This window comes from bacterium, assembly GCA_017744355.1.
Lineage (GTDB): Bacteria > Cyanobacteriota > Sericytochromatia > S15B-MN24 > UBA4093 > JAGIBK01.
Map to the genome: position 1 here is coordinate 36,637 of JAGIBK010000004.1, position 21,729 is coordinate 58,365.

Genomic DNA, 21,729 nt, shown 5'->3' on the forward strand with positions numbered 1-21,729 from the left:
TTCTCCTCAAAAGCGCGCTGCTCGCGCCGTTACCGATCCACGAACTTGGGCTGAGTCTTGGTGATGAAGGCCTTCACGCCGATCTGCTTGTCCTCGGTCTCGCAAACCGCGCCGAACTTCTCGTTCTCGAGCTTGACGGCCTCCTTGATGGGCTTGTTCTGGCCGCCGTGGAGGGCCTCCATCATGTACTGGATGGCGAGGCGGCCCTTGGTGGCGATCTTCTTGGCCAGCGCCACGGCCTGAGCGACCTCGTCGCCCGCCGGCACGACCTTCTGGACCAGGCCGACGCGCAGGGCCTGCTGGGCCGTGTACATGTCGCCGGTCAAGAGCCACTCGGTGGCGTTGCCGTAGCCGATGATGCGGGGCAGGCGCTGGGAGCCGCCGAAGCCCGGGATGATGCCCAGGTTGATCTCGGGCTGGCCGAAGCGGGCCTTGTCCGAGGCGATGCGGATGTGGCAGGCCATGGCGAGCTCGCAGCCGCCGCCCAGGCAGAAGCCGTTGACCGCGACGATGATGGGCTTCTTGAGGGCCTCGATCCGGTTGAAGACCTCGTTGGCCGCCGCCACCATCTGCTTGGCCTCGGGGCCGCTCTTGATCTCGGCGATCTCCTTGATGTCGGCGCCCGCGACGAAGGCCATCTGGCCGGCGCCGGTGAGCACGATCGCCTTGGTCGTGTTGTCGGCTTCGAGCTCGAGGAGGACCTCGTGCAGCTCGAAGATGACGGCCGAGTTGAGGGCGTTGGCGGGCGGGTTGTCGATGGTGACGACCGCCACGGCCTCGTCCTGCTGCACCTTGATGAAGGTGCGGGTCTTCTGACCCTCCTCTACGGCCTCGTGGGCGTGGAAGCCCTGGCCGGACTTGGCGCCGAGCTTGCCCTCGGCGACCATCTTCTCGAGCAAGGGGGCGGGCTTGAAGCGATCGCCCAGCTCGGTCTGGTAGAACTTGAGGCGCTCGACCACCGTGTCGAGGCCCATCATGTCGGCGAGCATCAGGGGGCCGCGGCCCATGCCGGTGCCCATCTGCATGGCGGGATCCACGTCCTCGGCGGCGGCCACGCCGTCCTCGATCAGGATCGCGGCCTCGTTGATCATCGGCAGGATGAAGCGATCGACTTCGAAGGGTACCTTGGCCTTGCCGTTCTTGGCGATGATCGCGTCGATCTTGCCGGGCACGGGGTTGGTGGCCTCGTCGTTGTACGAGTAGAAGCCGGCGCCCTTCTTCTGGCCCCAGCGGCCCTCGGCGACCATCCAGTCGAGCAGCTCGGTGGGCTGGAAGCGATTGCCGAAGGCGTCGTGCAGGGTGTGGACGACCTCGTTGCAGACCTCGACGCCCAGCATGTCGGCCAGGGTGAAGGGGCCCATGGGGAAGCCCTTGGTGGGCACCACCATGTCGATCTGCTCGGCGGTGGCGGCACCCTCCTGGAGGGCGGTCACGGCCTCGTTGAAGCTCGCGAGCAACAGGCGGTTGACCAGGAAGCCCGCGCCGTCCTTGACCAGGACGGGGTGCTTGCGGATGTCCTTGCAGAAGGCCAAGAGCGTCGCCATGGTCTCGTCGGTGCTCTCCTTGCCCGCGATGACCTCGACCAGCTTCATGACCGGGGCCGGGTTGAAGAAGTGCAGGCCCGCGACCTTGCCGGGACGCGAGGTGACGCTACCCAGCTCGCTCACCGAGAGGGCCGAGGTGTTGGAGGCGAGAATGGCGTGCTTGGGGGTGACCTTGTCCAACTCGGCGAAGACGGCCTTCTTGATGTCCATCTTCTCGGTGACCGCCTCGATGACGAGATCCACGTCATCGAAGCCGTCCCAGGTGGTCGTGCCCGAGACGAGGGCCATCTTCTGCTCCATCTCGGAGGCGGACATCTTGCCCTTCTTGACGCGGCCCTCGTAGACCTTGCGGGCGGCCGCGAGGCCCTTGTCCACCGCGTCCTGGTTGATGTCCTTGATGATCACCGGCAAGCCCGCGTTCGAGACGACCTGGGCGATGCCGCCGCCCATGGCCCCACCGCCGACGACCCCCACCTTGAAGATGGGAAGCGGCTTGGCGTTCAGGGCGGACTTGATCTGGGATTCGACTGCCATCTCTCTCTCCTTACTAAGCGTTGGGATTCTCGAGGACCATGGCGATGCCCTGGCCGCCGCCGATGCAGAGGCTCGCGACGCCGTACTTGGCGCCACGGCGCTGCAGCTCGCGGCTCAGGGTCAAGGCCAGACGCGCGCCCGAAGCACCGACCGGGTGGCCGAGGGCGATCGCGCCGCCGTTGGGGTTGAGCTTGTCCATGTCCAGCTCGAGCTTCTTGGCGACCGAGAGGACCTGGGCGGCGAAGGCCTCGTTGACCTCGATCACGTCCATCTGGTCGAGGGTGAGACCGGCCTTGGCGAGGGCCTTGGGGATGGCGTAGGCGGGCCCCATGCCCATGCGCTCGGGCTCGAGGCCGACGTTGACGTACGAGCGGATGATGGCCATGGGCTTGTAGCCGAGGGCCTGGGCCTTGTCTTCGGTCATCATCAGGAGGGCGACCGCGCCGTCGTTGGTGCCGCAGGCGTTACCCGGGGTGACCGAGCCGCCCTTCTTGAAGATGGTCGGATACATGGAGAGCATCTGGAGCGACAGGGCGGGGTTGGGCCCCTCGTCGGTCGAGACGGGCTCGGGGGCCACGTCCTTGCCGCCGGCCTTCTTGGGGACGTTGACCGTCATGATCTCCTCGGCGAAGTTGCCCGAACGCGCGGCGCGGAAGGCCTTCTTGTGGGAGTTGACGGCGTACTGGTCCTGCTCTTCGCGGGTGAGGCCGAACTCTTCGACCAGGTTCTCGGCGGTCTGACCCATCAGGAGGTTGCAGACCGGGTCGGTGAGGCCCTCCCACATGGAGTCGATGAACTCGGCGTGGCGGATGCGCTTGCCGAAGCGCATGTCGCGGCTGATGTAGGGGTACGAGCTCATGGACTCGATGCCGCCGACCGCGAGGACCTCGGCGTCCCCCGCCTGGATCTCCTGGAAGCCGTTGATGATCGCCTGCATGCCCGAGCCGCAGTTGCGGTGGACGGTGTAGGCGGGCTTGTCGAGGGGGATGCCGGCCTTGAGGGCCACGACGCGGGCGAGGTTGGGGGCTTCGGAGCCCTGGCCGCACGAGCCCATGATCACCTGATCGATGGCATCGGCCGCCTGCGGGTTGCGCGCGAGCAGCTCCGCCAGCACGATGCGCCCCAGCTCGGGCGCGTTGAGGTCCTTGAGGGCCCCGCCGAAGTTGCCGAAGGGCGTGCGGATCCCGTCCACCAAGACGACTTGTTTCATGACCTAGGAACCCTTTCTGTGCGTGCGGAAACCGGAAGCGCCGTCGCTCCCGGACTCGAGGGGCGCGGCGCCTTGGCCGCTTCCGAAGGTGAGGATCATCTGATCCCCCATCAATTGCATCCGCTCCCGGCTGAACTCCTCTTCGAAGCCCAACAGCGAGGCGAGGTTGAGGGTGAAGCCGACCGAGATGAGCTGCCAGGCGGCCGCCGTCACGTCCAGATCGGCCGCGAGCAGCCGTGCTGCGCGCCCCGCGTCCAGGACCTTCATCAGGAAGTCGGCGTACGAGGCGAAGTGACGACGCAGGGCCGCGCGGATCTCGTCGTCCTCGACCTCGGAGAGGGCCTGGAACTGGATCTTGAGGGTGTCGGGGCGCTTGAGGACGATCTCGTACTGGCTGGTGCCGATCCGGCGCAAGAGGGTGAGGGGATCGGGGGCGTCCGAGGCGAGCTCCTGCCAGTGGCGCAGGGTGCTGTCGCCGACCCGGTCCAGGATGGTGAGGAAGAGCTGCTTCTTGCTGGTGAAGTGCTTGTAGACCGTCGGCTCGGAGATGCCCGCCTCTTTGGCGATCTCGGCCATCCCGGCGACCCGATAGTTGGATCGGGCGAAGACCGCGGTGGCGCAGCGCAGGATCTGCGCCCGGCGCTCCTCGGCCGTCAAGCGTTCGCGGGTGTCAGCGGCCATGGTCCTCCCCATTCGTTAGTGAGTAATCACTAACCATTATAGAAGGGGGGTGGGAGCTGTCAAGACGGTGTTCAGTCAGCCCCCGGGAGAGGTTTTCGCGCGAAGGGCGCAAGTGGCCTCCAATCCTTCACGATAGCTTCACATGAGGCACGATTGTTTGTTATGATTTATGATGAAGAGGTTGTTACGCGCCCTCCTAATCCGTCCTCGCCCGCAACGCCGCACAAGAGTGCCCAACAAAACCAGGCATTCGTCGTGTTTGGCCGCCACAGGTGGCCTGATGGAACCGTTTTGTTAGACACTCAAAGGAGCCCCGCATGACCGCTGAAGTCTACTTCGCCCAGCGCCGAGCGACCGGCGGAGGCGGCCTCATGGACAAGATCGAGCAGCTTCTCGACGCGGCGGGCCTCGCCCAGATCGTCGCCAGCGGCGATCGCGTCGCGGTCAAGACCCACTTCGGCGAGCCGGGCAACACCACCCACATCCGCCCCGAGATCCTGCGGCGCCTGATCAAGAAAGTGCGCCAGGCTGGCGCCAACCCCTTCGTCACCGACACCAACGCGCGCCGCTCGCCCCGGCGTACCGAGGCGGTGGGCCACCTGGAGGTGGCGAGCGCACACGGCTTCAACTGCCAGACCCTGGGGGCGCCGGTGCTGATCGCCGATGGGGTGGACGGCCTCCACGGCACCACGTACCCGACCGGGGGAACGCAGCCGGGGACGGTGGCGATCGCGGGCGCCATCGACGACGCCGAGGCCATCGTCGTCGCCAACCACGTCACCTTCCACCCCGAGGTCGGCTTCTGCGGCGCCCTCTACCACCTGGGCCTGGGGGCCCTGACCCGCGAGAGCAAGCTCGCCCTCAGCACGGTGGCGACCGAAGCCCTGGTGCTGGCAGGTGGCGCCCCGGCGGCTGCCGAGACCGCCTCCGAGCCGACCGCGCTGCCTCCGGATCTGCTGGCGGCAAGGGTCGCCGAGGCCTTCGGTGTCGTCCACCGTTCAAAGGGTGGCAAGATCCTCTACTGCAACATCCTGATGGACCTCACCCCCGACCCGGACGGGGCGAGCTGGAGCGACGCGGCGGTCATTCCGGACGTGGGGATCCTCGTCTCGCGCGACCCGGTGGGCCTCGACCAGGCCACGGCCGACTTCCTCAACATGCAGACAGGCATACCGGGCACCCGCCTGATGGACCCCGCCACCCCAGACAAGATCCGCAGCCTCGCCCCTGCCGCCGACTGGGACTACCTCCTGGAGTTGGTCGCCCGCGACGGGCTCGGCTCGCGCGATTACGAGCTGCTGATCATCTGAGGGTTAGCCCCCTTGCGGCCATGCGCGACGGGGTATAGAACCAAGGTACCCATATTTCTATATCTGGAGAGACATCATGCCCCGTCCCGACGGCCGCAAGCCCGACCAGCTCCGCCCCCTCACCATCCAGCGCGGCTTCACCAAGCACGCCGAAGGATCGGTGCTCATCAGCTTCGGTGACACCAAGGTCCTCTGCAACGCCAGCGTCGAAGAGCGGGTGCCTCCCTTCCTGAAGGGAACGGGCAAGGGCTGGGTGACCGCCGAGTACTCCATGCTCCCCCGGGCGACCCACACCCGCTCGTCGCGCGAGTCGAGCATCGGCAAGGTCGGCGGCCGCACCCACGAGATCCAGCGCCTCATCGGCCGCTCCCTGCGCGGGGTGTGCGACCTGTACGGCTTCGGCGAGCGTCAGATCACCCTCGACTGCGACGTGATCCAGGCGGACGGCGGGACCCGCACCGCCGCCATCACCGGCGCCTGGATCGCCCTCCACGACGCCTTCACGACCCTGGTCACCCAGGGCAAGCTCGATCGCATGCCCCGCCTGGATCCGCTCGCGGCCATCAGCGTCGGCGTGGTGGACGGCGAGGCCGTCCTCGATCTGTGCTACGACGAGGACTCGCGCGCCGAGACCGACATGAACGTGGTCGCCACCGGCTCGGGCCACTACGTCGAGGTCCAGGGCACCGCCGAGGGCGAGCCCTTCGACCGGCAGATGGTCAACCGCATGCTCGATCTGGCGGATGCGGGGATCCAGGAGCTGATCGCCGCCCAGCGCCAGGCGATCCGCCAGCCGGTCGAGGCCTAGTCCCTCGCACCGCTGGAGCGATCGTTGACCCTGGACGGCTCGACCTTCGAACCTCACGAGGCGCTGCTGCCCAGGCCGCAGATCGCGGCCTGGGCAGCAGCGCCCGGCGTCTCTACCTGGATCTTGGCGGCTGGACCCGGATGGGGCAAGACGTGCGCGGCGCGCCTGATCGCGGACGCCCTGGGCCTGCCCCAGTACTGGCTACAGTGCGCCCCGAGCACCCTTGCGCGACTCGCCCATGCGCTCGATCTCGGCGACTCCGTCGAGCCCGAAGCGCTCGCCGAGGCCCTGCGGAGCCACCTGCTCGCGCGCTACCCCGACGGGGCCACCCTGGTACTCGACGAGGGCGAGCATTCGCTCAACGATCCGAACCTCACCCGCTTCATGCAAGCTTGGTTCGCCCATGCGACGCCCGCTTTCCGCAACCTCCTCACCACCCGGAGCCGCCCGCCCATCCGCTTCGCCCGCAAGCTCGCCGAAGGAACGGCGGTCCTGCTCGACGCCCAGGCCTTACGGCTCTCGGAAGACGAGATCGCAGCGTGGCTCCAGGACAGGCCTCACTACCACGCGCTCGCCGATGCGCTTGCCGGCTGGCCGCTCGGGATCAAGGCCCTCTCGCGGCTCGAGAACCCGAACCATGCCGCCACCTTCATCGAGCTCCTGGTCTACGAGGAGCTCCTGGCCCCGCTACCGGCCGCACTGCGCCGAGCGGCCCGCACCCTCTCGCTCCTCGTAGCGCCGAGCATCGAGACCGTCCCGCTCGTCGAGATCGCCTCGCCCGAAGCCGAGGCCCTCTTCTTCTGGGGGCTCGTACAGGGCAACGCCTTCACCTGGCATCCTCTCGCACGGAAGCTCCTGCGCGACGAGTGGCGCACGCACGAGCTTGCCAGCCGCCAGGCCGAGCTGCTGCAGCGCGTCGCGAGCGTGCTCGCGCCGCGCGCCCCGGGCCAGGCCATCTCGCTCTTGCACGAGGCGGGGGATGAGGAAGCAGCGGTCACCGTGCTGCGCCAACAGGCCATCGCGCTGCGGCTCTCGGGACAGTTCGAACAACTCGCCCACCTGGTCGCGCTCTTCGGCGAGCGCCGCGGCACAGACCCCCGTCTGATGCTCATCGACGGCCTCCTGCAAGAGGCCAAGGGCTTCGTCGCCGAGGCCCGAGCGCGCTACCAAGCAGCCGCCGACGTCTTCGACCGGCAAGGCGATCGCCCCCGACTGCTGGAAGCCTACAACTACCTCATGCGCCTGGCCTTCGACCAGGACGATTTCGAGACCTTCGCCCGCATCCAAGCAGCGGCTTCCCCGCTCGTGGCGGACGGCGAGCTGACCGACCGGATCGAGCACCTCAACTTGCTGGGTTGCTATCACTACGCCCTGGGCGACGAGGAGAGGGCCAGCCATCACTTCCTGCGGGTGCTGGACTTCCCCCACTTCGACCAGCTGGCGATCGCGACCAACCATCAGATCGCCGCGACCAACCTGGGCATCACCAAGATGAACCGGGGCGCGTTCGCCGAGGCGACCCGCCACTTCCAGCATGCGGTCGCACTCTCGGACGCCTTCCGGTTCCGGCGCCCCCTGCGGCGGCGCGTGCTCCTCTACATGGCATTGATCGCCTTCCACCTCGGCGATCGGGCGCAGGGCGAGCGCCTCTACCAAGAACAAGCGAGTGATCCGGAGCCGCCTGAGAACAGCCACACGCGCTGCCACCTGCTGATGCAGGAGGCGGACTGCCTCCTCTTGCAGAACGAGCACACGCAGGCCGAGGCGAAGTACCTGGAGGTCCTCGCCCTCCTGAGCGCGGGGGGCAACGAGGAGCGCATCGACCTGGCCAACACCCTCAGCCGCCTTGCGATCATTCGCCGGCGCCGCGAAGAGTGGGGCCCGGCCCTCCAGCTGCACGCGCAAAGCATGCAGGGCGTCGAGCGGTGGGTCCTCCACAAGGCCCTCTTCCTGATGCACTGGGGGCTGACCCTGCTGGTCGCAGGCGCGGACGCCGAGGCCCTCGAGAAGCTCGAAGCCGCGCACGCCAACCTCCAGGGGAGCACGGCCCTGACCCTCGAGCTCGACATTTTCTTGATCCTGGCGGTGGCGCAGGAGCGATGCGGCCAGCACGAGGCGGCACGCCGAACGCTCGATGCGGCCGTCGCGCAGATCCAGCAGCTCGGCATCTTTTACGCCCCGGTCGCCCTGAGCGAGATCAACGACACGCTGTGGCGCCTGCTCGCGCAGCACGGCCACCATGCCCTGCTCGCCAAGATCGAGTCGCTCTTCCCGGAGGAGGCCGCCGCGGTCCGCCAGTCGCTCGCACGCAAGGGGCCGGACGCCGCCCCCCTGCTGCCTCCGCTCGCGCCGGCCGCCCTCCAGATTCGCTGCTTCGGCAGCCTCGAGGTCTCGCGCGGCTCGCAGCCCCCCGCTCACTGGCCGCGCAAGAAGGCCAAGGCGCTGCTGGGTCTCCTGCTCTTCTCGCCCCAGGGGCTCAGCCGCGAGGCGCTCTGCGACGCGCTCTTCGCCGAGTCGGACGAGGCCCAGCCCGAGCGCCACCTGCACGACCTCACGAGCGCGCTGCGCAAGCTCCTGGAACCATCGCTCGCACCCCGGCAGCCCTCGCGCTACCTGACGATCAAGGACGGCTGGTACCACCTCTCGCTCGAAGGCGCCAGGTGGGACGTGGCGGAATTCGAGCGGGCCTACGCGGACGGCAAGCGCGCCTGGGAGGCAGGGGATCGTGAAACGGCGATCGCCGCATACGAGGCCGCCGTCGGTCTCTACCGTGCCGACCTGCTGAGCGAACCCTTGCTTGCGGGCTGGTTCGAGACCGAGCGGCAACGCTACCGGGTGCTCCTGCTCGAGATGCTCTTCCGGCTCTCGGATCACCACCTCGAAAACGACCACGTGGAGCGGGGCCGAAGCTTCACCGAGCGGATCTTGCAGCTCGATCCAGCCAACGAAGAGGCGCATCGCCGCCTCATGCAGCTCTACAGCCGCTTCGGCCAGCGCGAGCTGGTACGCAAGCAATACGAACAGTGCGTCAGGGCGCTGCGCCAGGCCTTCGACGCCGCTCCTGCCGCCGAGACGCTCGTCTTGCTCGATCGCCTCACCCAATCGTGAAGGCCTCCCCGAGTGGGGAGGCCTTCACGATTGATGGGGCCGCGAACGCTACCGGATCGCATGCTCCGCGAGCTGCTGGCGCCGCCCCTCGTCCCTCAGGAAGATCTCGAAGACGTTGAGCGGGATCCCGTGCCCATAACTCAGGGCCTTGCTCAAGGCCTCGAGCTGGTAATCGGGCATGGCGGCCATCTGCTCGGGCGTGATCTTCTTGCCGTTGTCCGCCCAGACCAGGTCGCCCTTGACCTCGAACAGCTTGCCGTCGACCTCGTGGTGGCCGAAGTTGAGCATGCGCTTCTCGGCGATGGCCGCCTCGCGCCCCTTGGCGTCGGTCTTGGCCTGGTCGTGGATCCCGTCGTCAGGGGTGGGGTCGGGGACCATGACCGTCTTGGCGAGCGCTTCGAGCTCCTTGGCGCCAGCCTGGTGGGCCTTGAGATCGAAAGGCTGGCCCTGTATGTCGGCGACGATCTTGAGCTGGTAATCCGGCATGGCCGCGAGTTGCTCGCGCGAGACCTTGGTCCCCGTGTCGGCCCACACGAGCTCCTTGTCCTTCAGGGCGAAGAGTTTGCCATCAACCTTCTCGTGGCCGAAGTCGAGCAACTCTCGGTTGCTGATCTTCTGCTGACGGAGGTTCTCCCAAGTCTTGCCCTTGTCGAAGTCCCCCTTGACCGCCGTATGGTCCTCGACCTTGGCGGTGGCAGCGGGTCCCTCGGTCTTGGCGGGGGCTTCGTCCTCGCCGAAGGTGAACCAATCATCCAACGCGGCGTCGAGGTTCTGCTTCTGGACCTCGAGGGTGCTACCGAAGCTGCTGAGGTCGATACCCGCCGAGAGAGCGCCCTTGACGTAGGTCTTGAGCTCGTCCCGGCTGATGTCCTTGTCGTGGTTGGTGTCCGCCTGCTTGAAGTGGTCCTCGTATTTGGCGTTCTTGGTGTCCGCGACGTTCAAATCCGGTTGCTGCTTGAAGAGGTCGTTAACCTTGGCGATATTCGACTGGATTTGGGCGCGCTGCGCGTTATTCGAGTCGTACTTGATGGACATGAAGCAATCTCCTTCCGAGACTAATCGCCCCTCTATCTCCTCCAATTACCACGACCCTCGACAAACCAAACGAAATACTCCAAGCTTATGTGATTAAAATCATATTATCCAAATAACAAGACAGGAATGAAGGCAAGCCATTCCCCTCTTTTGCGATAAGGATGCGAGTGAGGCCGCCTAGGATGGAGCTGGCGCACGTGCCGCCCTCGACCGTTCTTTCCGCTCTCATGAGGACCAACACCAGATGTTATCCTTTCAGCACCTTTACCAACTCAGAGAACGAGGCCTCAGCTTTTCCGGGATTCTCGTCTACGCCTACCTCAAGGAGCACGGTGTCCAGCCTGTCCAGCGGGTCATGAAAGCCTGCGACCTCTCGCGCAGCTCCGCCTACGCCATGATGAAGAAAATCGAAGAGCTTTCGTTGATTGAGGGCCTTCAGCTTTCTCACTCGTCGTAAGGCGACCTTATAAGCGATCCATTCTCAAAAAATCAAAGAAATCTTGAGAATAAGACGCAAGTTTTCACAAGTTCTGGCCCAAGAACCTTACAGGATTAGAATCAACCCACCAGTCATCGCCCACGGAAGGCCTGCCTATTTGAGACACGCTGTCGCGCGAAAGGCCGCTTATGCCTTGCCTCTTCTCGCCCTGCTGATGGTCGCCGGCTGCCCGAGCGACGACATCGAAGGCAGCGGCGTGCTCGTGCACCCCAGCACGGGAGCCCCCCCGGGCAACGGGCCGATCGGCGGCGGCGTCGCCACGGGGTCGGGAAACCCGACGCCCGTCCCCACCGCCACCCCCAGCGTCGAACCCACCACCCCTCCGGCAACCCCCAAGCCCACGGCGCCGCCCAAGGTGGTGATCTCCTCGGTGCAGGTCTCGGACACCTACCTGCTGCTGTATCCGCCCCCCCAGGATCCCACCAAGAGCCTCGGCTACCCGAGTTCGCTCTCCTTGAGCGGTATTGCCCTGCGCGACGATGGCTTCCAGGCGCCCGTCCGCTGGGTGGTCGGCGAGCACCTGACGTACGGGGGCGGCAAAATCGCCACCAAGACCAGCACGCCGCCCGGCATCCACTACGTCCGCTGCGAGGCGGTCGACGACCCCAACGTCTTCCAGGACGTGGCCATCGAGGTTCGCACGACCAGCGAGCTCGGCGTGATCGTGCAATAAGGGGCAAGCCTTCATGAAGCATCTCGGCACCCTCCTCATCGCCTGCGGCCTGCTCATCGGCTGCTCGTCCGTCACGCCCCCCGCCGCGCGCGCGCCCCAGGGCGCCGGCGCTCCCGAGGGCGCGGCTGGCACCCTCCAGGTGGCCGTCCGCTGGCCCCATCGCCAAACCCAGGTGATCCCCCTCAGTACCCAGACCATCTGGATCCAGGTCAAGAAGGCCAATCAGCTCCTCTACTTCGCCCCGCTCCCGCGGCCCGAGGCGACCGACAGCCTCATGGTCACCGAAGCAACCATCCACCTGGAGGCCATGACCGGGCTGAGCGTCCAGGCGGATGCGTTCCGCTCGGGCCAGGCCTCGACCGACATCCCGATCGCAAGCCGGCGGGCCAACGACGTGACCCTCGTCGCCAACCAGCGCACCTCGGTGCTGCTCGACCTCGATCCGGTCTTCCGCCCCAGCGTGACGAGCCTCACCCCGGACAACGGCGGCCCCGGCGTCGACGTCAGCATCGGCGGCACCTTCGGCCCCAGCGGCTCCTACCAGCTCGCCCTGGGCGGAGCGCGGATCTTCGGCGTGCTGAGCGGCGGCCAGGTGAAGGCGACGGTGCCCTACGGCGCCCAGTCCGGCCCCATCGAAATCCTCGACGACGGGGTGCCCTCGGCCCCGGGACCGACCTTCCGCGTCCTCTCGCGCCTCGACGTCGAACCCGCCGAGCAGCGGGTGGGCATCCATCATCCGGTCGCTTTCCAGGTCCCGACCGGCGAGGACACCCAGGGCCTCGTCATCGAGAATCCGACCGTGACCCGCTGGAGCCTGATCGATCCGGCCAAGCTCGGCCTTCCGGGCTCGGCCGCAAGCACCATCGGGACCATCAGCCCCACGGGCGTCTTCAACGCCACGGCCCCGGGCAGCGCCTGGGTCTACGCCTGGTCTGGCTACCTGTCCGCCACGACCTCGATCACCGTCGAGTAGTCTCCGAACAAGGAGGTGCCATGCGCCGCGTCTTGCTTATCCTGCTGAGCCTCCTGCTCGTGGCAAGCTGCCGCACCCTCCCCTTCGGACCGACGGAAACGGCGATCGCCCCGGACCTTGCGACGGACGGGCGCTCGGAAGAGCGCTCCATGGTGCTGAGCGGCAGGGCGCTCTTCGCCGAGCGCGCGGGCCAGGCCACCATGGACGAAGTCGCAGCCGCCGCCACCGTCTCCTTGATCAACACCGGCACCAATCAGACCGAGGCGAGCACCGTCACCCGCCCGAACGGCCGCTTCGACCTCAGCCTGCCCAGGGGCTTCAGGCCCGAATCGACCGCCACCTACTACCTCGAAGCCAGCAAGGGCCTGGGCGGCAACAAGCCCGGCAACGACGTGGCCCGGATCCGCACCATCGCCCGCTACGCCGAAGGCTGGATCTCCCTTAGCAACACCGTCCCCAACGAAGGCATCGTCATCAGCCCCACCAGCACCGCGATCGCCGTCGGGGCCGCCCTGCGCGCCGGCACCGCCAAGCCCGTGGCCTTCGCCGATCTGCTCGGAACCCTTTCGGAGGCCACCTACACCCCGGTGACCAACCTCTCCGGCGCGGATGTCACCGCCATCCTCGCCATCGTCAACGCCTGCCTTGCGGCCAATCGCGACCCCATCGACGCCGTGGGCCTCGACACCGCGACCGACACCTGGAAGAAGGTCAACCAGGGCGACATCGTCCTCGCCGCCACCAGCCTCGCCCCCACCTCGGGCAACATCGGCAGCACCGTCACCGTCACCGGCAAGGGCTTCAGCCAGACCCCTTCCAACAACGTCGTGCGCTTCAACGGCGAGCCCTCCGCCGCCAGCGCCCGCACCGAGACCACCCTCACCGTCACCGTCCCGGCGGGCGCCACCTCCGGCCAGACCTCGGTCCAGGTCGGCAACCTCATCGCCCTCGGCCCCAACTTCACCGTGCCCCTCAACCTTGCGAGCTACGCCCCCACCTCGGGCGACCCGGGCACCAGCGTGACGATCACCGGCTCGGGCTTCGACCCCGAGGTGCTCGCCAACAACGCCGTCACCTTCAACGGCACGACCGCCACCGTCACCGCGGTCACCGCGAGCACCCTGACCGCCACCGTGCCCAACGGCGCCATCAGCGGCAACCTCGTCGTCAAGGTCGCGGGCCTCAGCAAGACGGCGGGCACCTTCACCGTTCCGGTCAAGATCACGGGCCTCAGCGCGAGCGCGGGCAAGCCCGGCGACACCGTGACCATCACGGGCTCGGGCTTCGGCACCGCCGTCCAGAACACCATCAAGTTCAACGGCACCACCGTCAGCGCCCTCAGCACCAGCCCCACCAGCCTCTCGGTCAAGCTTCCCTCCAGCCTTCCCACCGGCGCGGGGCCCGTCACCGTCACCACCGCCGGCCAGACCGGCAGCAGCGCCGGCGACTTCACCGTCTTCAACGGCCTGCCCGCCAACGCCACCATCCAGTCCATCGCCGGCGCCAGCCTGCCGGAGGCGGGCCGGCTCGCCACCAACTGGTCGCTCGACACCCTCGCAGGCGGCTTGGCCCGGGACTCCCTGGGCAACCTCTACGTCGCGAGCAGCAACCATAATGCCGTCTACAAGGTGACCCCGGGGGGCGTCATCTCCGTCCTGGCCGGCACGCGCGTCGGGGGCCTCTCGGGGGACGGCGGGCAGGCCGCCAGCGCCCAGGTCTCCGGCCCCCAGGGCCTCGCCGTGGACGCGGCCGACAACCTATACATCGCCGACTTCCAGAACCGCCGCATCCGCATGGTCGCGCTCTCGACGGGGAACATCTCGACGGTGGCGGGCCCGACAGGGCTCGGCAACGTGACCAACGTGGCCGTGGGCCCGGGCGGCATCCTCTACGTCACCGACGGCACCCACACCGTCAAGAAGATCGAGGGCGGCATCATCACCGTCGTCGCGGGCACCGGCACGTCGGGCAACGGCGGCGAGAACGTCCCGGCGGCAAGCACGGCGCTCAGCAGCCCCACGGGCGTTGCGGTGGACGCGGCGGGCAACCTCTACATCGCCGAGTACATGGGCCACCGCGTGCGCAAGGTGGACGCCGCGACCGGCAACATGGTCACGATCGCAGGCAACGGCACCGGGGGCAACGCGGACGGGACCATCGCCAACAGCCGGCTCTGGAACCCCAGGGACGTGTCGGTGAACGGCAGCGGAGACGTCTACATCGCCGACAGCTTCAACAACCGGATCCGCAAGGTCAGCGGCGGTACGGTCTCGACGGTGGCGGGCAGCGGCGCCTCGCTCGGCGACGGCGGCAGCGCGACCAGCGCGAAGCTGCAGAGCCCGAACGTGATCCTGGCGACCGGGGCTTCGGATTTCTACCTCATCGACAGCAGCCAGTACCGCGTACGCAGGGTGACGAGCGGCACCATCAGCACAGTGGCGAGCAACGGTTCGAGCAACTTCTCCGGCGACGGCGGCTCCGCGCTGAGCGCCCAGTTCGATACGTCGAGCGGGATCGCGGTCGACGCCTCGGGCGACGTGTACTTCACCGACACGGGTAACCACCGCATCCGAAAGGTCAGTGGCGGCCTCATCACCACGGTGGTCGGGAACGGTACGAGCGGCAGCGGCACGGGCGCTCCGCTCGGCGCGACCCTCAGTCAGCCTAGCGGCATCGCCGTGGACGCGGCCGGCACCTTGTACATCGCCGATACCAACAACCACCGCGTCCTCAAGCTCAGCGGCGGCACCCTGAGCGTCGTGGCAGGCACAGGCAGTTCGGGAACGGGCGCGGATACCCTGGCGCTCAATACCCCCCGAGCCGTCGCCGTCGATAGCGCAGGGACCGTCTACATTGCCGACACCTACAACCATCGCATCGTCCAGGTCTCCGGCGGCACGCTCACCCGGATCGCGGGAACAGGCAGCTCCACCGGAGCGGGCGCGAACGGCCCCGCACTCACCTCGGCGCTCTACGCCCCGTCGGGCGTTGCCGTCGATGGCCTGGGCAACGTCTACATCACCGAGTACGACGGGCAGCGCCTGCGCAAGCTGAGTGGCGGCACCCTCAGCACGCTTGTCGGCTCCGGGCTGAGCTGGCCTTACGGGCTGACGGTGGACAACAACGGCTTCATCTACGTGGTCGAAGGCGATCGCGTCCGCAAGGTGGACCAGACCAACACCGTCACCACCGTGGCAGGCTCCGGGAGCGGAGGCTTCTCCGGCGACGGCGGCCTCGCCACGAGCGCCAAGCTGTACGGTCCGCGCGACGTGGCCATCAACGCAGCAGGAACCGTCCTCTACATCATGGACACCTCGAACAAGCGCATCCGGAAGGTGCAGTGAATCGCCGGTCCGTAAGGCCCGCGAGCCTTGTCACTGCTTGGTGGATCCTCTAAACTGACCTCCATGTCTGCAGAAATTCCGAACCCGACGCTGCTTCAGACCTATCGCAAGCGCCTGTGGGCCGGCCTTGGTGCCGCTCTGCTCCTTCGCCTGGTTCTGATCCTCTTCCCGATGGCCTTCTGGGTGGACATGGACACCTTCATGGCCTGGAGCCGGCGCCTGGCCGAAGTCGGGATCGCGAACTTCTACGCCCCCGGCTACTTCTGCGACTACCCGCCGGGCTACCTCTACGCGCTGTCGGGGCTGGGCCACCTCTACCACCTCTTCGACCCCACCTGGGCCCACTACGGGCGGGGGTTCGGCCTCGCCACCCTGCTCAAGGTGCCGGCGATCCTCGCCGACGTGGCCTCGGCCTACATGATCTTCCTCATCCTGCGCGGCCGGGTCACCATCCGCAGCGCCTACCACGGCGCTTTGATCTACGCCTTCAACCCCCTGGTCCTGTTGGTCTCAGGAGTCTGGGGCCAGATCGACAGCGTGCTGACCTTGTGCATGCTCGTGACCGTCTGGCTGCTCTTGCGCAACCGGTTCATGACGGCGGCGGCGACCGCGGTATTGGGGGTCATGCTCAAGCCCCAGGGCCTCTTCCTCGCGCCGTTCTTCGTCCTCTCCCAGTGGTTCCGCCGGGCCTGGTGGGTCTGGCCCACCGCGGCCCTTTCGGGCCTCGCCCTGGTCTGGGCGCTGACCTTCCCCTTCCACGCAGGTGGGCCCATCGTCGTCGGCCCCTTCGCCTTCCTCTTCGAGAAGATGATGGCGACCGCCGGGACCTACACCAGCAGCACCATCAACGCCTTCAACATCTGGGCGCCGACCAGCCTCGACAACGGGGTGATGATGTGGGGCGATCGCTACACCGACGCCCGGACCATCTTCGGGATCACCCACCGGGCCCTGGGCCTCGCCTTCGTGGGCATCCTCTCGGCCTGGATGGGGGTCTTCCTCTACCGCAAGCGCCACGCGGGGCTCGCCCCGCTCATGCTCGCAGCCGCCGTCCTGCTCTTGGGCTTCTTCCTCTTCCCCACCCGGATGCACGAGCGCTACATGTTCCCGGCGATCGCCTTCTTGACCCTCGCCGCCAGCGCCAACCGCCACCTGATCCCCAACCTGTGGGCCTTCACGGCGACGGCGACCCTCAACGTCCTGTACGTCTACGTCTACTACACCAACCAGGCGCTCTTCTTCGCCGTCCCGGCCCCCCTGCGCACCGTCGTGATCGTCGGCTGCGTGCTGGTGAACATGTGGTACTTCGGGGACCTGATCGGCTACACCTTCGGCCGCCGTCCCGAGACCACCCTGCGTCCCACCCTCTCGCTGCGCCAGGCGCTGTTGGGCAAGAACGCCGCCGAGGCGGAGACCGCCCCCGGCCCCGAGCCCTGGGGCAAGCGCGACTGGCAGTGGATGCTCGGCCTGATGGGCGCCTTCTTCGCCCTGGGCCTCTACCGCCTGGGATTGCCCGCCGAGCAGATCTTCGACGAGGTCTACCACGCCCGCACCGCCGAGGAGTACCTCAAGGGCATCAGTCCCTACGAGTGGACCCACCCGCCCCTGGCCAAGCTCATGATCGCGGTGGGGGTGGCCGTCTTCGGCATGAACGCCTTCGGCTGGCGGATCGTGAGCCTCCTGGTCGGCGCGCTGACCCTCGGGGTCTTCTACGTGCTCGCGCGCCGCATGTTCGACCAGCGCCGCCCGGCCTGGATCGCGACCGCGCTCCTCGCCTGCGACGGGGTCTTCTTCGTCCAGTCGCGCGTGGCGATGACCAACATCTACGTGGTCTTCTTCCTGCTGCTCGCGACGCTGGCCACCTGGGAGTTCATGCGCACCCGCAAGGAGCGCATGCTGCCGCTCGCAGCCCTCGCCCTGGGTGCCGCACTCGCCACCCGCTGGTCCACCATGTACGCCTGGGGCCTCCTGGGGTTGCTCATCGGGGTCTACGTCCTGTTCTGGGAATCGCCCCGCCGCTCCCCCAAGGAGATCGGGCTTCTGGCCCTGCGCTGCGTCGGGTACTTCGTCGGCATCCCCATGGTGGTCTACGCCTTGAGCTACATCCCCTACATGCTCCAGGGGCACGGGTTCGGCGAAGTGCTGACGATGCAGCAGAACATGTGGGGCTACCACGCGCACCTGAACGCCACCCACGGCTACGCGTCCCCCTGGTGGCAGTGGCCCCTGATGGTTCGCCCGACCTGGTACTATTACCATGACTGGAAGAACGGGCTGATCTCGGGCATCATCGCCATCGGCAACCCCGCCATCTGGTGGGCGAGCATCCCGGCGCTCTTCGCCATGACCTACGTGGCCTGGCGTCGGAAGCTCTGGATGGGCTGGTTCATCGTCACGATGGGCCTCGGCATGTACCTGATGTGGGCCGTCCAGCCGCGCCCCCTGGTCTTCATGCACTACATGTTCGAGACCATCCCCTTCGCCATCCTGGCCCTCGCCTACTTCATGGAGCGGCTGTGGCGGCAAGAGGACTGGGAGCCCGTCGCCTCGACCTACCTCATCCTGGTGGTCGGCCTGTTCGCCTTCTTCTACCCGCTCCTCTCGGGCCTGCCCATCCCGGAGCCGTTCTACCGGATGCACATCTGGTTCCGGACCTGGATCTAGCGCCCGCGGCTATTTCGTCTTCTAGCGCCTGCGGCTGTTTTACTAAGGATTGATCTTTGAGCGCCATTCAGTTCACGGTTGAAGCCACCCACGGCCGCGCCCGCGCCGGCACCCTCACGACCCCGCACGGCCAGGTGCAGACCCCGGTGTTCATGCCGGTGGGCACCCAGGCCACGGTCAAGGCCCTGACCCCGCACCAGGTGGCCGAGACCGGCGCGAGCATCATCCTGGCGAACGCCTACCACCTGTACCTGCGCCCGGGCCACAAGCTCATCGAGCGCGCCGGCGGGGTGCACCGCTTCGAGCGCTGGCAGGGCAGCATGCTCACCGACAGCGGCGGCTTCCAGGTCTTCTCCCTGTCGGATCTGCGCAAGATCACCGAAGAGGGCGTCCACTTCCGCAACCCGGTGGACGGCTCCAAGCACTTCATCGCGCCCGAGACCTCCATGGAGATCCAGAACTCGCTCGGCGCCGACATCATGATGGCCTTCGACGAGTGCGTGCCCGGCATGAGCTCGCACGCCGACGCCCTCAAGGCGGTCGATCGCACCACCCGCTGGGCCGAGCGCTGCCTTGCAGCCCACCAGCGCCCCAAGGACCAGGCCCTCTTCGGCATCATCCAGGGCAACGTCTACGACGACCTGCGCACCCGCAGCGCCGAGGCCCTGGTGCCCATGGACTTCCCCGGCTACGCCATCGGCGGCCTCTCGGTGGGCGAGCCCAAGGACAAGATGTACCCGGCCCTCGCCCACAGCACGACCCTCTTGCCCGCCCACAAGCCCCGCTACCTGATGGGGGTGGGCATGCCCGAGGATCTGGTGGTGGGGGCCGCGCTCGGCGTCGACATGTTCGACTGCGTGCTGCCGACGCGACTGGCGCGCCATGCGAGCTTCTTCACCGACCAGGGGCGCCTGACCATCAAGAACGCCGTCTTCCGGGAGGACCCCGAGGTCCTGATGCCCGGTTGCGACTGCTACACCTGCTCCTACGGCTTCGAGCGCCGCTACCTGCACCACCTGGTCCGCGCCCAGGAGTACCTGGCGCACACCCTCTTGAGCATCCACAACATCCGCTACCTGATCCGGCTGATGGAGGGCATCCGCGCCTCGATCTTCGCGGGCACCTTCCCCCACAGCCACAAGCACTTCGTCTCGCCCGCCTTCTGGCCGCTCTTGGGCCTCGAGGCCACGGACGCCCCCCCCATCCTGGCGGAATAGCGAGTCTTCTGAGGCTCTCCTTTCGGGTTTAAAATAGACGCCGGCTGCGATCGCAAAGGGTCACAGCGGTAGGGGGCACGATGGGCACCACATCCCCGCCACGCTGGCTCCAATGTCTCTTGCTCGCCGTTCTGTACTTCGGCGCGGCACGGCTGGCCTTCTCCCTTGGGGCCGTCCACGAGGGGGCCTCGGCGGTCTACGTTTCCACCGCCCTCGCCCTCGCGGCCCTCCTGCGGCTGGGAATGGGGGTCCTGCCCGGCGTGGCGCTCGGGGCCCTCTGCTTCGAGCTCTCCGTCAACCCTGCCGCCCCCCTCGCGGCCTTGGGCTTCGCCGCGATCGACCTGTTCACGCCCTGGGTCGGCGCCTGGCTCGTCATGCGCTTCGCTCCGCGCGCGCCGCGCCTGGCGCACACCCAGGATATCCTCGCGCTCGTCCTGCTCACGGCCCTGCTCGCTCCGGCGTTGAGCGCCACCCTCGGTTTGCCCCTACTCGTCGCCTTCGGCGGCACGAGTTGGCCGAACGCCTTCTCGCTTTGGCCGGTCCTCGCCCTCAGCGACGCGGTCAGCATCATCGTGCTCACGCCGGCGCTGCTCAGCTGGCTCGCCCCGTGGCCGAACCACTGGAGCACGCGGCGGAGCCTCGAGTTGCTCGCGCTGCTGACAGGCATCGCGCTCATCTGCCGCGTGGTCTTCGGCGGCTTCTTCCTGCCGGAAAGCCAGCAATTCTCGCTCGCGCACCTGGTCATTCCCTTCCTGGTGCTCGCGGCCGTTCGCTTCGAGCAGCGGGGAGCCACGAGCGCCAACCTCGTCTTCTGGGGCGGGGTGGTCTGGGGCACGCTCCGAGGGGTGGCCCCCTCGGCTGGGCTCGCCCCGAGCGAGGCGGTGCTGCTCTCGCAGTCCCTGGTCGCCATCGTGGCGGCGACGATGCTCTTGCTGGCGACCATCGTCTCAGAGCGCCGGCAGGCCCTCGCCTCGCTCTCACACAGCGAGACCCGGCTGCGCGCCATCGTCGACAACGCGACCGACGGCATCTTCATCAAGGACCTGGAGGGGCGCTACGTCTTCATCAACGCCGCACGGGCCGCCCAGCTCGATCAGCCGGTCTCGGCCCTGCTGGGGCACCGGGACGAGGAGCTCTTCGAGCCGGAGTCGGCCGAACGCATCCACCAGAGCGGCCGCATCGTGCTGGATACGGGGCAGGCGAGCTACCGCGAGGACACGGTCCGGAGCCTCGACGGCACCGAGCGGACCTTGCTCACCAACCTCTTTCCCTATCGTTCGGCACAGGGCCAACTGCTCGGGCTCATCGGCATCTCGCGGGACATCACGGCCCGCAAACGCGCGGAGGCCGACCTGGCGTCAGCCTACAGCCGTCTCAAGGAGCTCGACCTGCTCAAGAGCAACCTCATCAACGCCGTTTCCCACGAGCTGCGCACCCCCCTGACCTCGATCCAGGGGTTCGCGGAGTTCCTCGAAGATCGCCTGGCCGGCGATCTGACCACCGAGCAAGAGCACTTCGTCCAGCAGATCCAGCAGGGCAGCAGGCGCCTGACGCATCTGGTCGACGACTTGCTGGACGTGGCGCGGCTGGAGTCCGGCAGCTTCCGGCTCGCGCTGGAGGACGCCAACCTGAGTCAGGTCGTTCGCGAGAGCGTCATGAGCTTCCGGCCGCAAGCCAAGGAGGCCGGCATCGCCCTGACGGCCGAGGGCATCGAGACGCCCCAGACAATCCGGATGGACCCCAAGCGGGTGGGCCAGATCCTCTTGAACCTGATCGGCAACGCCATCAAGTTCACGCGCCCGGGCGGCCGGATCACGGTCTCGGTCACCCGCAACGCGCGCGAGGTCCACATCCAGGTCCACGACACGGGGATCGGCATCCCCCCCGAGGACCTGCCTCACGTCTTCGACAAGTTCTACCAGGTGGACAACAGCCTCACCCGCCGGCGCGGGGGTACGGGGCTCGGCCTTGCGATCACCAAGGCCCTGGTGGAGGCTCACGGCGGCACCATCGGCGTGCTGAGCGAGTGGCATCAGGGGAGCACCTTCTGGTTCACCCTGCCGCTCGGAGCGGCCACGACCAGCCCGAAGGAGGATGGTGCGCGGATGCGCCTCGACGTATCGTAGGCG

The 21,729-nt window shown here is 67.4% G+C and carries 14 protein-coding genes; 10 read left to right on the forward strand and 4 right to left on the reverse strand.

Annotated elements, in window-relative coordinates; genetic code table 11:
- Nucleotides 1–29 precede the first annotated feature (29 nt).
- Genes J7643_11160 through J7643_11170 form a run of 3 tightly spaced genes read right to left on the reverse strand, consistent with a single transcriptional unit; the run spans nt 30 to nt 3,969 of the window.
- Nucleotides 30–2,078 (reverse strand): enoyl-CoA hydratase/isomerase family protein, encoded by a 2,049-nt coding sequence (locus tag J7643_11160; GenBank protein ID MBO9541137.1) that lies wholly within the window; start codon nt 2,076–2,078, stop codon nt 30–32.
- Nucleotides 2,079–2,091: 13 nt separating this feature from the next.
- A complete protein-coding gene (locus tag J7643_11165; GenBank protein MBO9541138.1) occupies nt 2,092–3,288 on the reverse strand; it encodes a thiolase family protein in 1,197 nt (398 codons plus the stop codon).
- Between the two features lie 3 nt (nt 3,289–3,291).
- Nucleotides 3,292–3,969 carry a TetR/AcrR family transcriptional regulator gene (locus tag J7643_11170; GenBank protein MBO9541139.1) on the reverse strand — a complete coding sequence of 226 codons (678 nt, stop codon included), beginning with the start codon at nt 3,967–3,969 and terminating at the stop codon, nt 3,292–3,294.
- A 317-nt stretch (nt 3,970–4,286) separates the two neighbouring features.
- Here J7643_11170 and J7643_11175 point away from each other — a divergent pair, with 317 nt between their 5' ends.
- The 3 genes from J7643_11175 to J7643_11185 all read left to right on the forward strand — a co-directional run bounded on the left by J7643_11175 (nt 4,287) and on the right by J7643_11185 (nt 9,195).
- Nucleotides 4,287–5,279 carry a DUF362 domain-containing protein gene (locus J7643_11175; GenBank protein MBO9541140.1) on the forward strand — a complete coding sequence of 331 codons (993 nt, stop codon included), beginning with the start codon at nt 4,287–4,289 and terminating at the stop codon, nt 5,277–5,279.
- Between the two features lie 76 nt (nt 5,280–5,355).
- Nucleotides 5,356–6,087 (forward strand): ribonuclease PH, encoded by a 732-nt coding sequence (gene rph / locus J7643_11180; GenBank protein ID MBO9541141.1) that lies wholly within the window; start codon nt 5,356–5,358, stop codon nt 6,085–6,087.
- A gap of 24 nt (nt 6,088–6,111) precedes the next feature.
- Nucleotides 6,112–9,195, forward strand: a complete 3,084-nt coding sequence (locus tag J7643_11185; protein ID MBO9541142.1) for a hypothetical protein — start codon at nt 6,112–6,114, stop codon at nt 9,193–9,195.
- A 48-nt stretch (nt 9,196–9,243) separates the two neighbouring features.
- Here J7643_11185 and J7643_11190 read toward each other — a convergent pair whose 3' ends face one another.
- Nucleotides 9,244–10,230, reverse strand: coding sequence for a hypothetical protein (locus tag J7643_11190; GenBank protein MBO9541143.1), 987 nt, complete (start codon nt 10,228–10,230; stop codon nt 9,244–9,246).
- A gap of 244 nt (nt 10,231–10,474) precedes the next feature.
- Here J7643_11190 and J7643_11195 point away from each other — a divergent pair, with 244 nt between their 5' ends.
- The 7 genes from J7643_11195 to J7643_11225 all read left to right on the forward strand — a co-directional run bounded on the left by J7643_11195 (nt 10,475) and on the right by J7643_11225 (nt 21,726).
- A complete protein-coding gene (locus J7643_11195; GenBank protein ID MBO9541144.1) occupies nt 10,475–10,687 on the forward strand; it encodes a hypothetical protein in 213 nt (70 codons plus the stop codon).
- Nucleotides 10,688–10,826: 139 nt separating this feature from the next.
- A complete protein-coding gene (locus J7643_11200) occupies nt 10,827–11,402 on the forward strand; it encodes a hypothetical protein (GenBank protein ID MBO9541145.1) in 576 nt (191 codons plus the stop codon).
- Nucleotides 11,403–11,415: 13 nt separating this feature from the next.
- On the forward strand, nt 11,416–12,375 hold the full coding sequence (locus tag J7643_11205; GenBank protein MBO9541146.1) for a hypothetical protein: 960 nt from the start codon (nt 11,416–11,418) through the stop codon (nt 12,373–12,375).
- Between the two features lie 20 nt (nt 12,376–12,395).
- Nucleotides 12,396–15,719 carry an IPT/TIG domain-containing protein gene (locus tag J7643_11210; GenBank protein ID MBO9541147.1) on the forward strand — a complete coding sequence of 1,108 codons (3,324 nt, stop codon included), beginning with the start codon at nt 12,396–12,398 and terminating at the stop codon, nt 15,717–15,719.
- Nucleotides 15,720–15,782: 63 nt separating this feature from the next.
- Nucleotides 15,783–18,383, forward strand: a complete 2,601-nt coding sequence (locus J7643_11215) for a glycosyltransferase family 39 protein (GenBank protein MBO9541148.1) — start codon at nt 15,783–15,785, stop codon at nt 18,381–18,383.
- Between the two features lie 56 nt (nt 18,384–18,439).
- Nucleotides 18,440–19,600 (forward strand): tRNA guanosine(34) transglycosylase Tgt, encoded by a 1,161-nt coding sequence (tgt, locus tag J7643_11220; GenBank protein MBO9541149.1) that lies wholly within the window; start codon nt 18,440–18,442, stop codon nt 19,598–19,600.
- A gap of 80 nt (nt 19,601–19,680) precedes the next feature.
- Nucleotides 19,681–21,726, forward strand: coding sequence for an MASE1 domain-containing protein (locus J7643_11225; GenBank protein ID MBO9541150.1), 2,046 nt, complete (start codon nt 19,681–19,683; stop codon nt 21,724–21,726).
- Nucleotides 21,727–21,729 lie beyond the last annotated feature (3 nt).

Bases quoted from the DNA above. Each gene is read 5' to 3' on its own strand.
- J7643_11205 (MBO9541146.1), top strand. From the start codon at position 11,416: ATGAAGCATCTCGGCACCCTCCTCATCGCCTGCGGCCTGCTCATCGGC.
- J7643_11190 (MBO9541143.1), bottom strand. From the start codon at position 10,230: ATGTCCATCAAGTACGACTCGAATAACGCGCAGCGCGCCCAAATCCAG.
- J7643_11170 (MBO9541139.1), bottom strand. From the start codon at position 3,969: ATGGCCGCTGACACCCGCGAACGCTTGACGGCCGAGGAGCGCCGGGCG.
- J7643_11215 (MBO9541148.1), top strand. From the start codon at position 15,783: ATGTCTGCAGAAATTCCGAACCCGACGCTGCTTCAGACCTATCGCAAG.
- J7643_11165 (MBO9541138.1), bottom strand. From the start codon at position 3,288: ATGAAACAAGTCGTCTTGGTGGACGGGATCCGCACGCCCTTCGGCAAC.
- J7643_11175 (MBO9541140.1), top strand. From the start codon at position 4,287: ATGACCGCTGAAGTCTACTTCGCCCAGCGCCGAGCGACCGGCGGAGGC.
- J7643_11210 (MBO9541147.1), top strand. From the start codon at position 12,396: ATGCGCCGCGTCTTGCTTATCCTGCTGAGCCTCCTGCTCGTGGCAAGC.
- J7643_11225 (MBO9541150.1), top strand. From the start codon at position 19,681: ATGGGCACCACATCCCCGCCACGCTGGCTCCAATGTCTCTTGCTCGCC.
- rph (MBO9541141.1), top strand. From the start codon at position 5,356: ATGCCCCGTCCCGACGGCCGCAAGCCCGACCAGCTCCGCCCCCTCACC.
- J7643_11195 (MBO9541144.1), top strand. From the start codon at position 10,475: ATGTTATCCTTTCAGCACCTTTACCAACTCAGAGAACGAGGCCTCAGC.
- J7643_11160 (MBO9541137.1), bottom strand. From the start codon at position 2,078: ATGGCAGTCGAATCCCAGATCAAGTCCGCCCTGAACGCCAAGCCGCTT.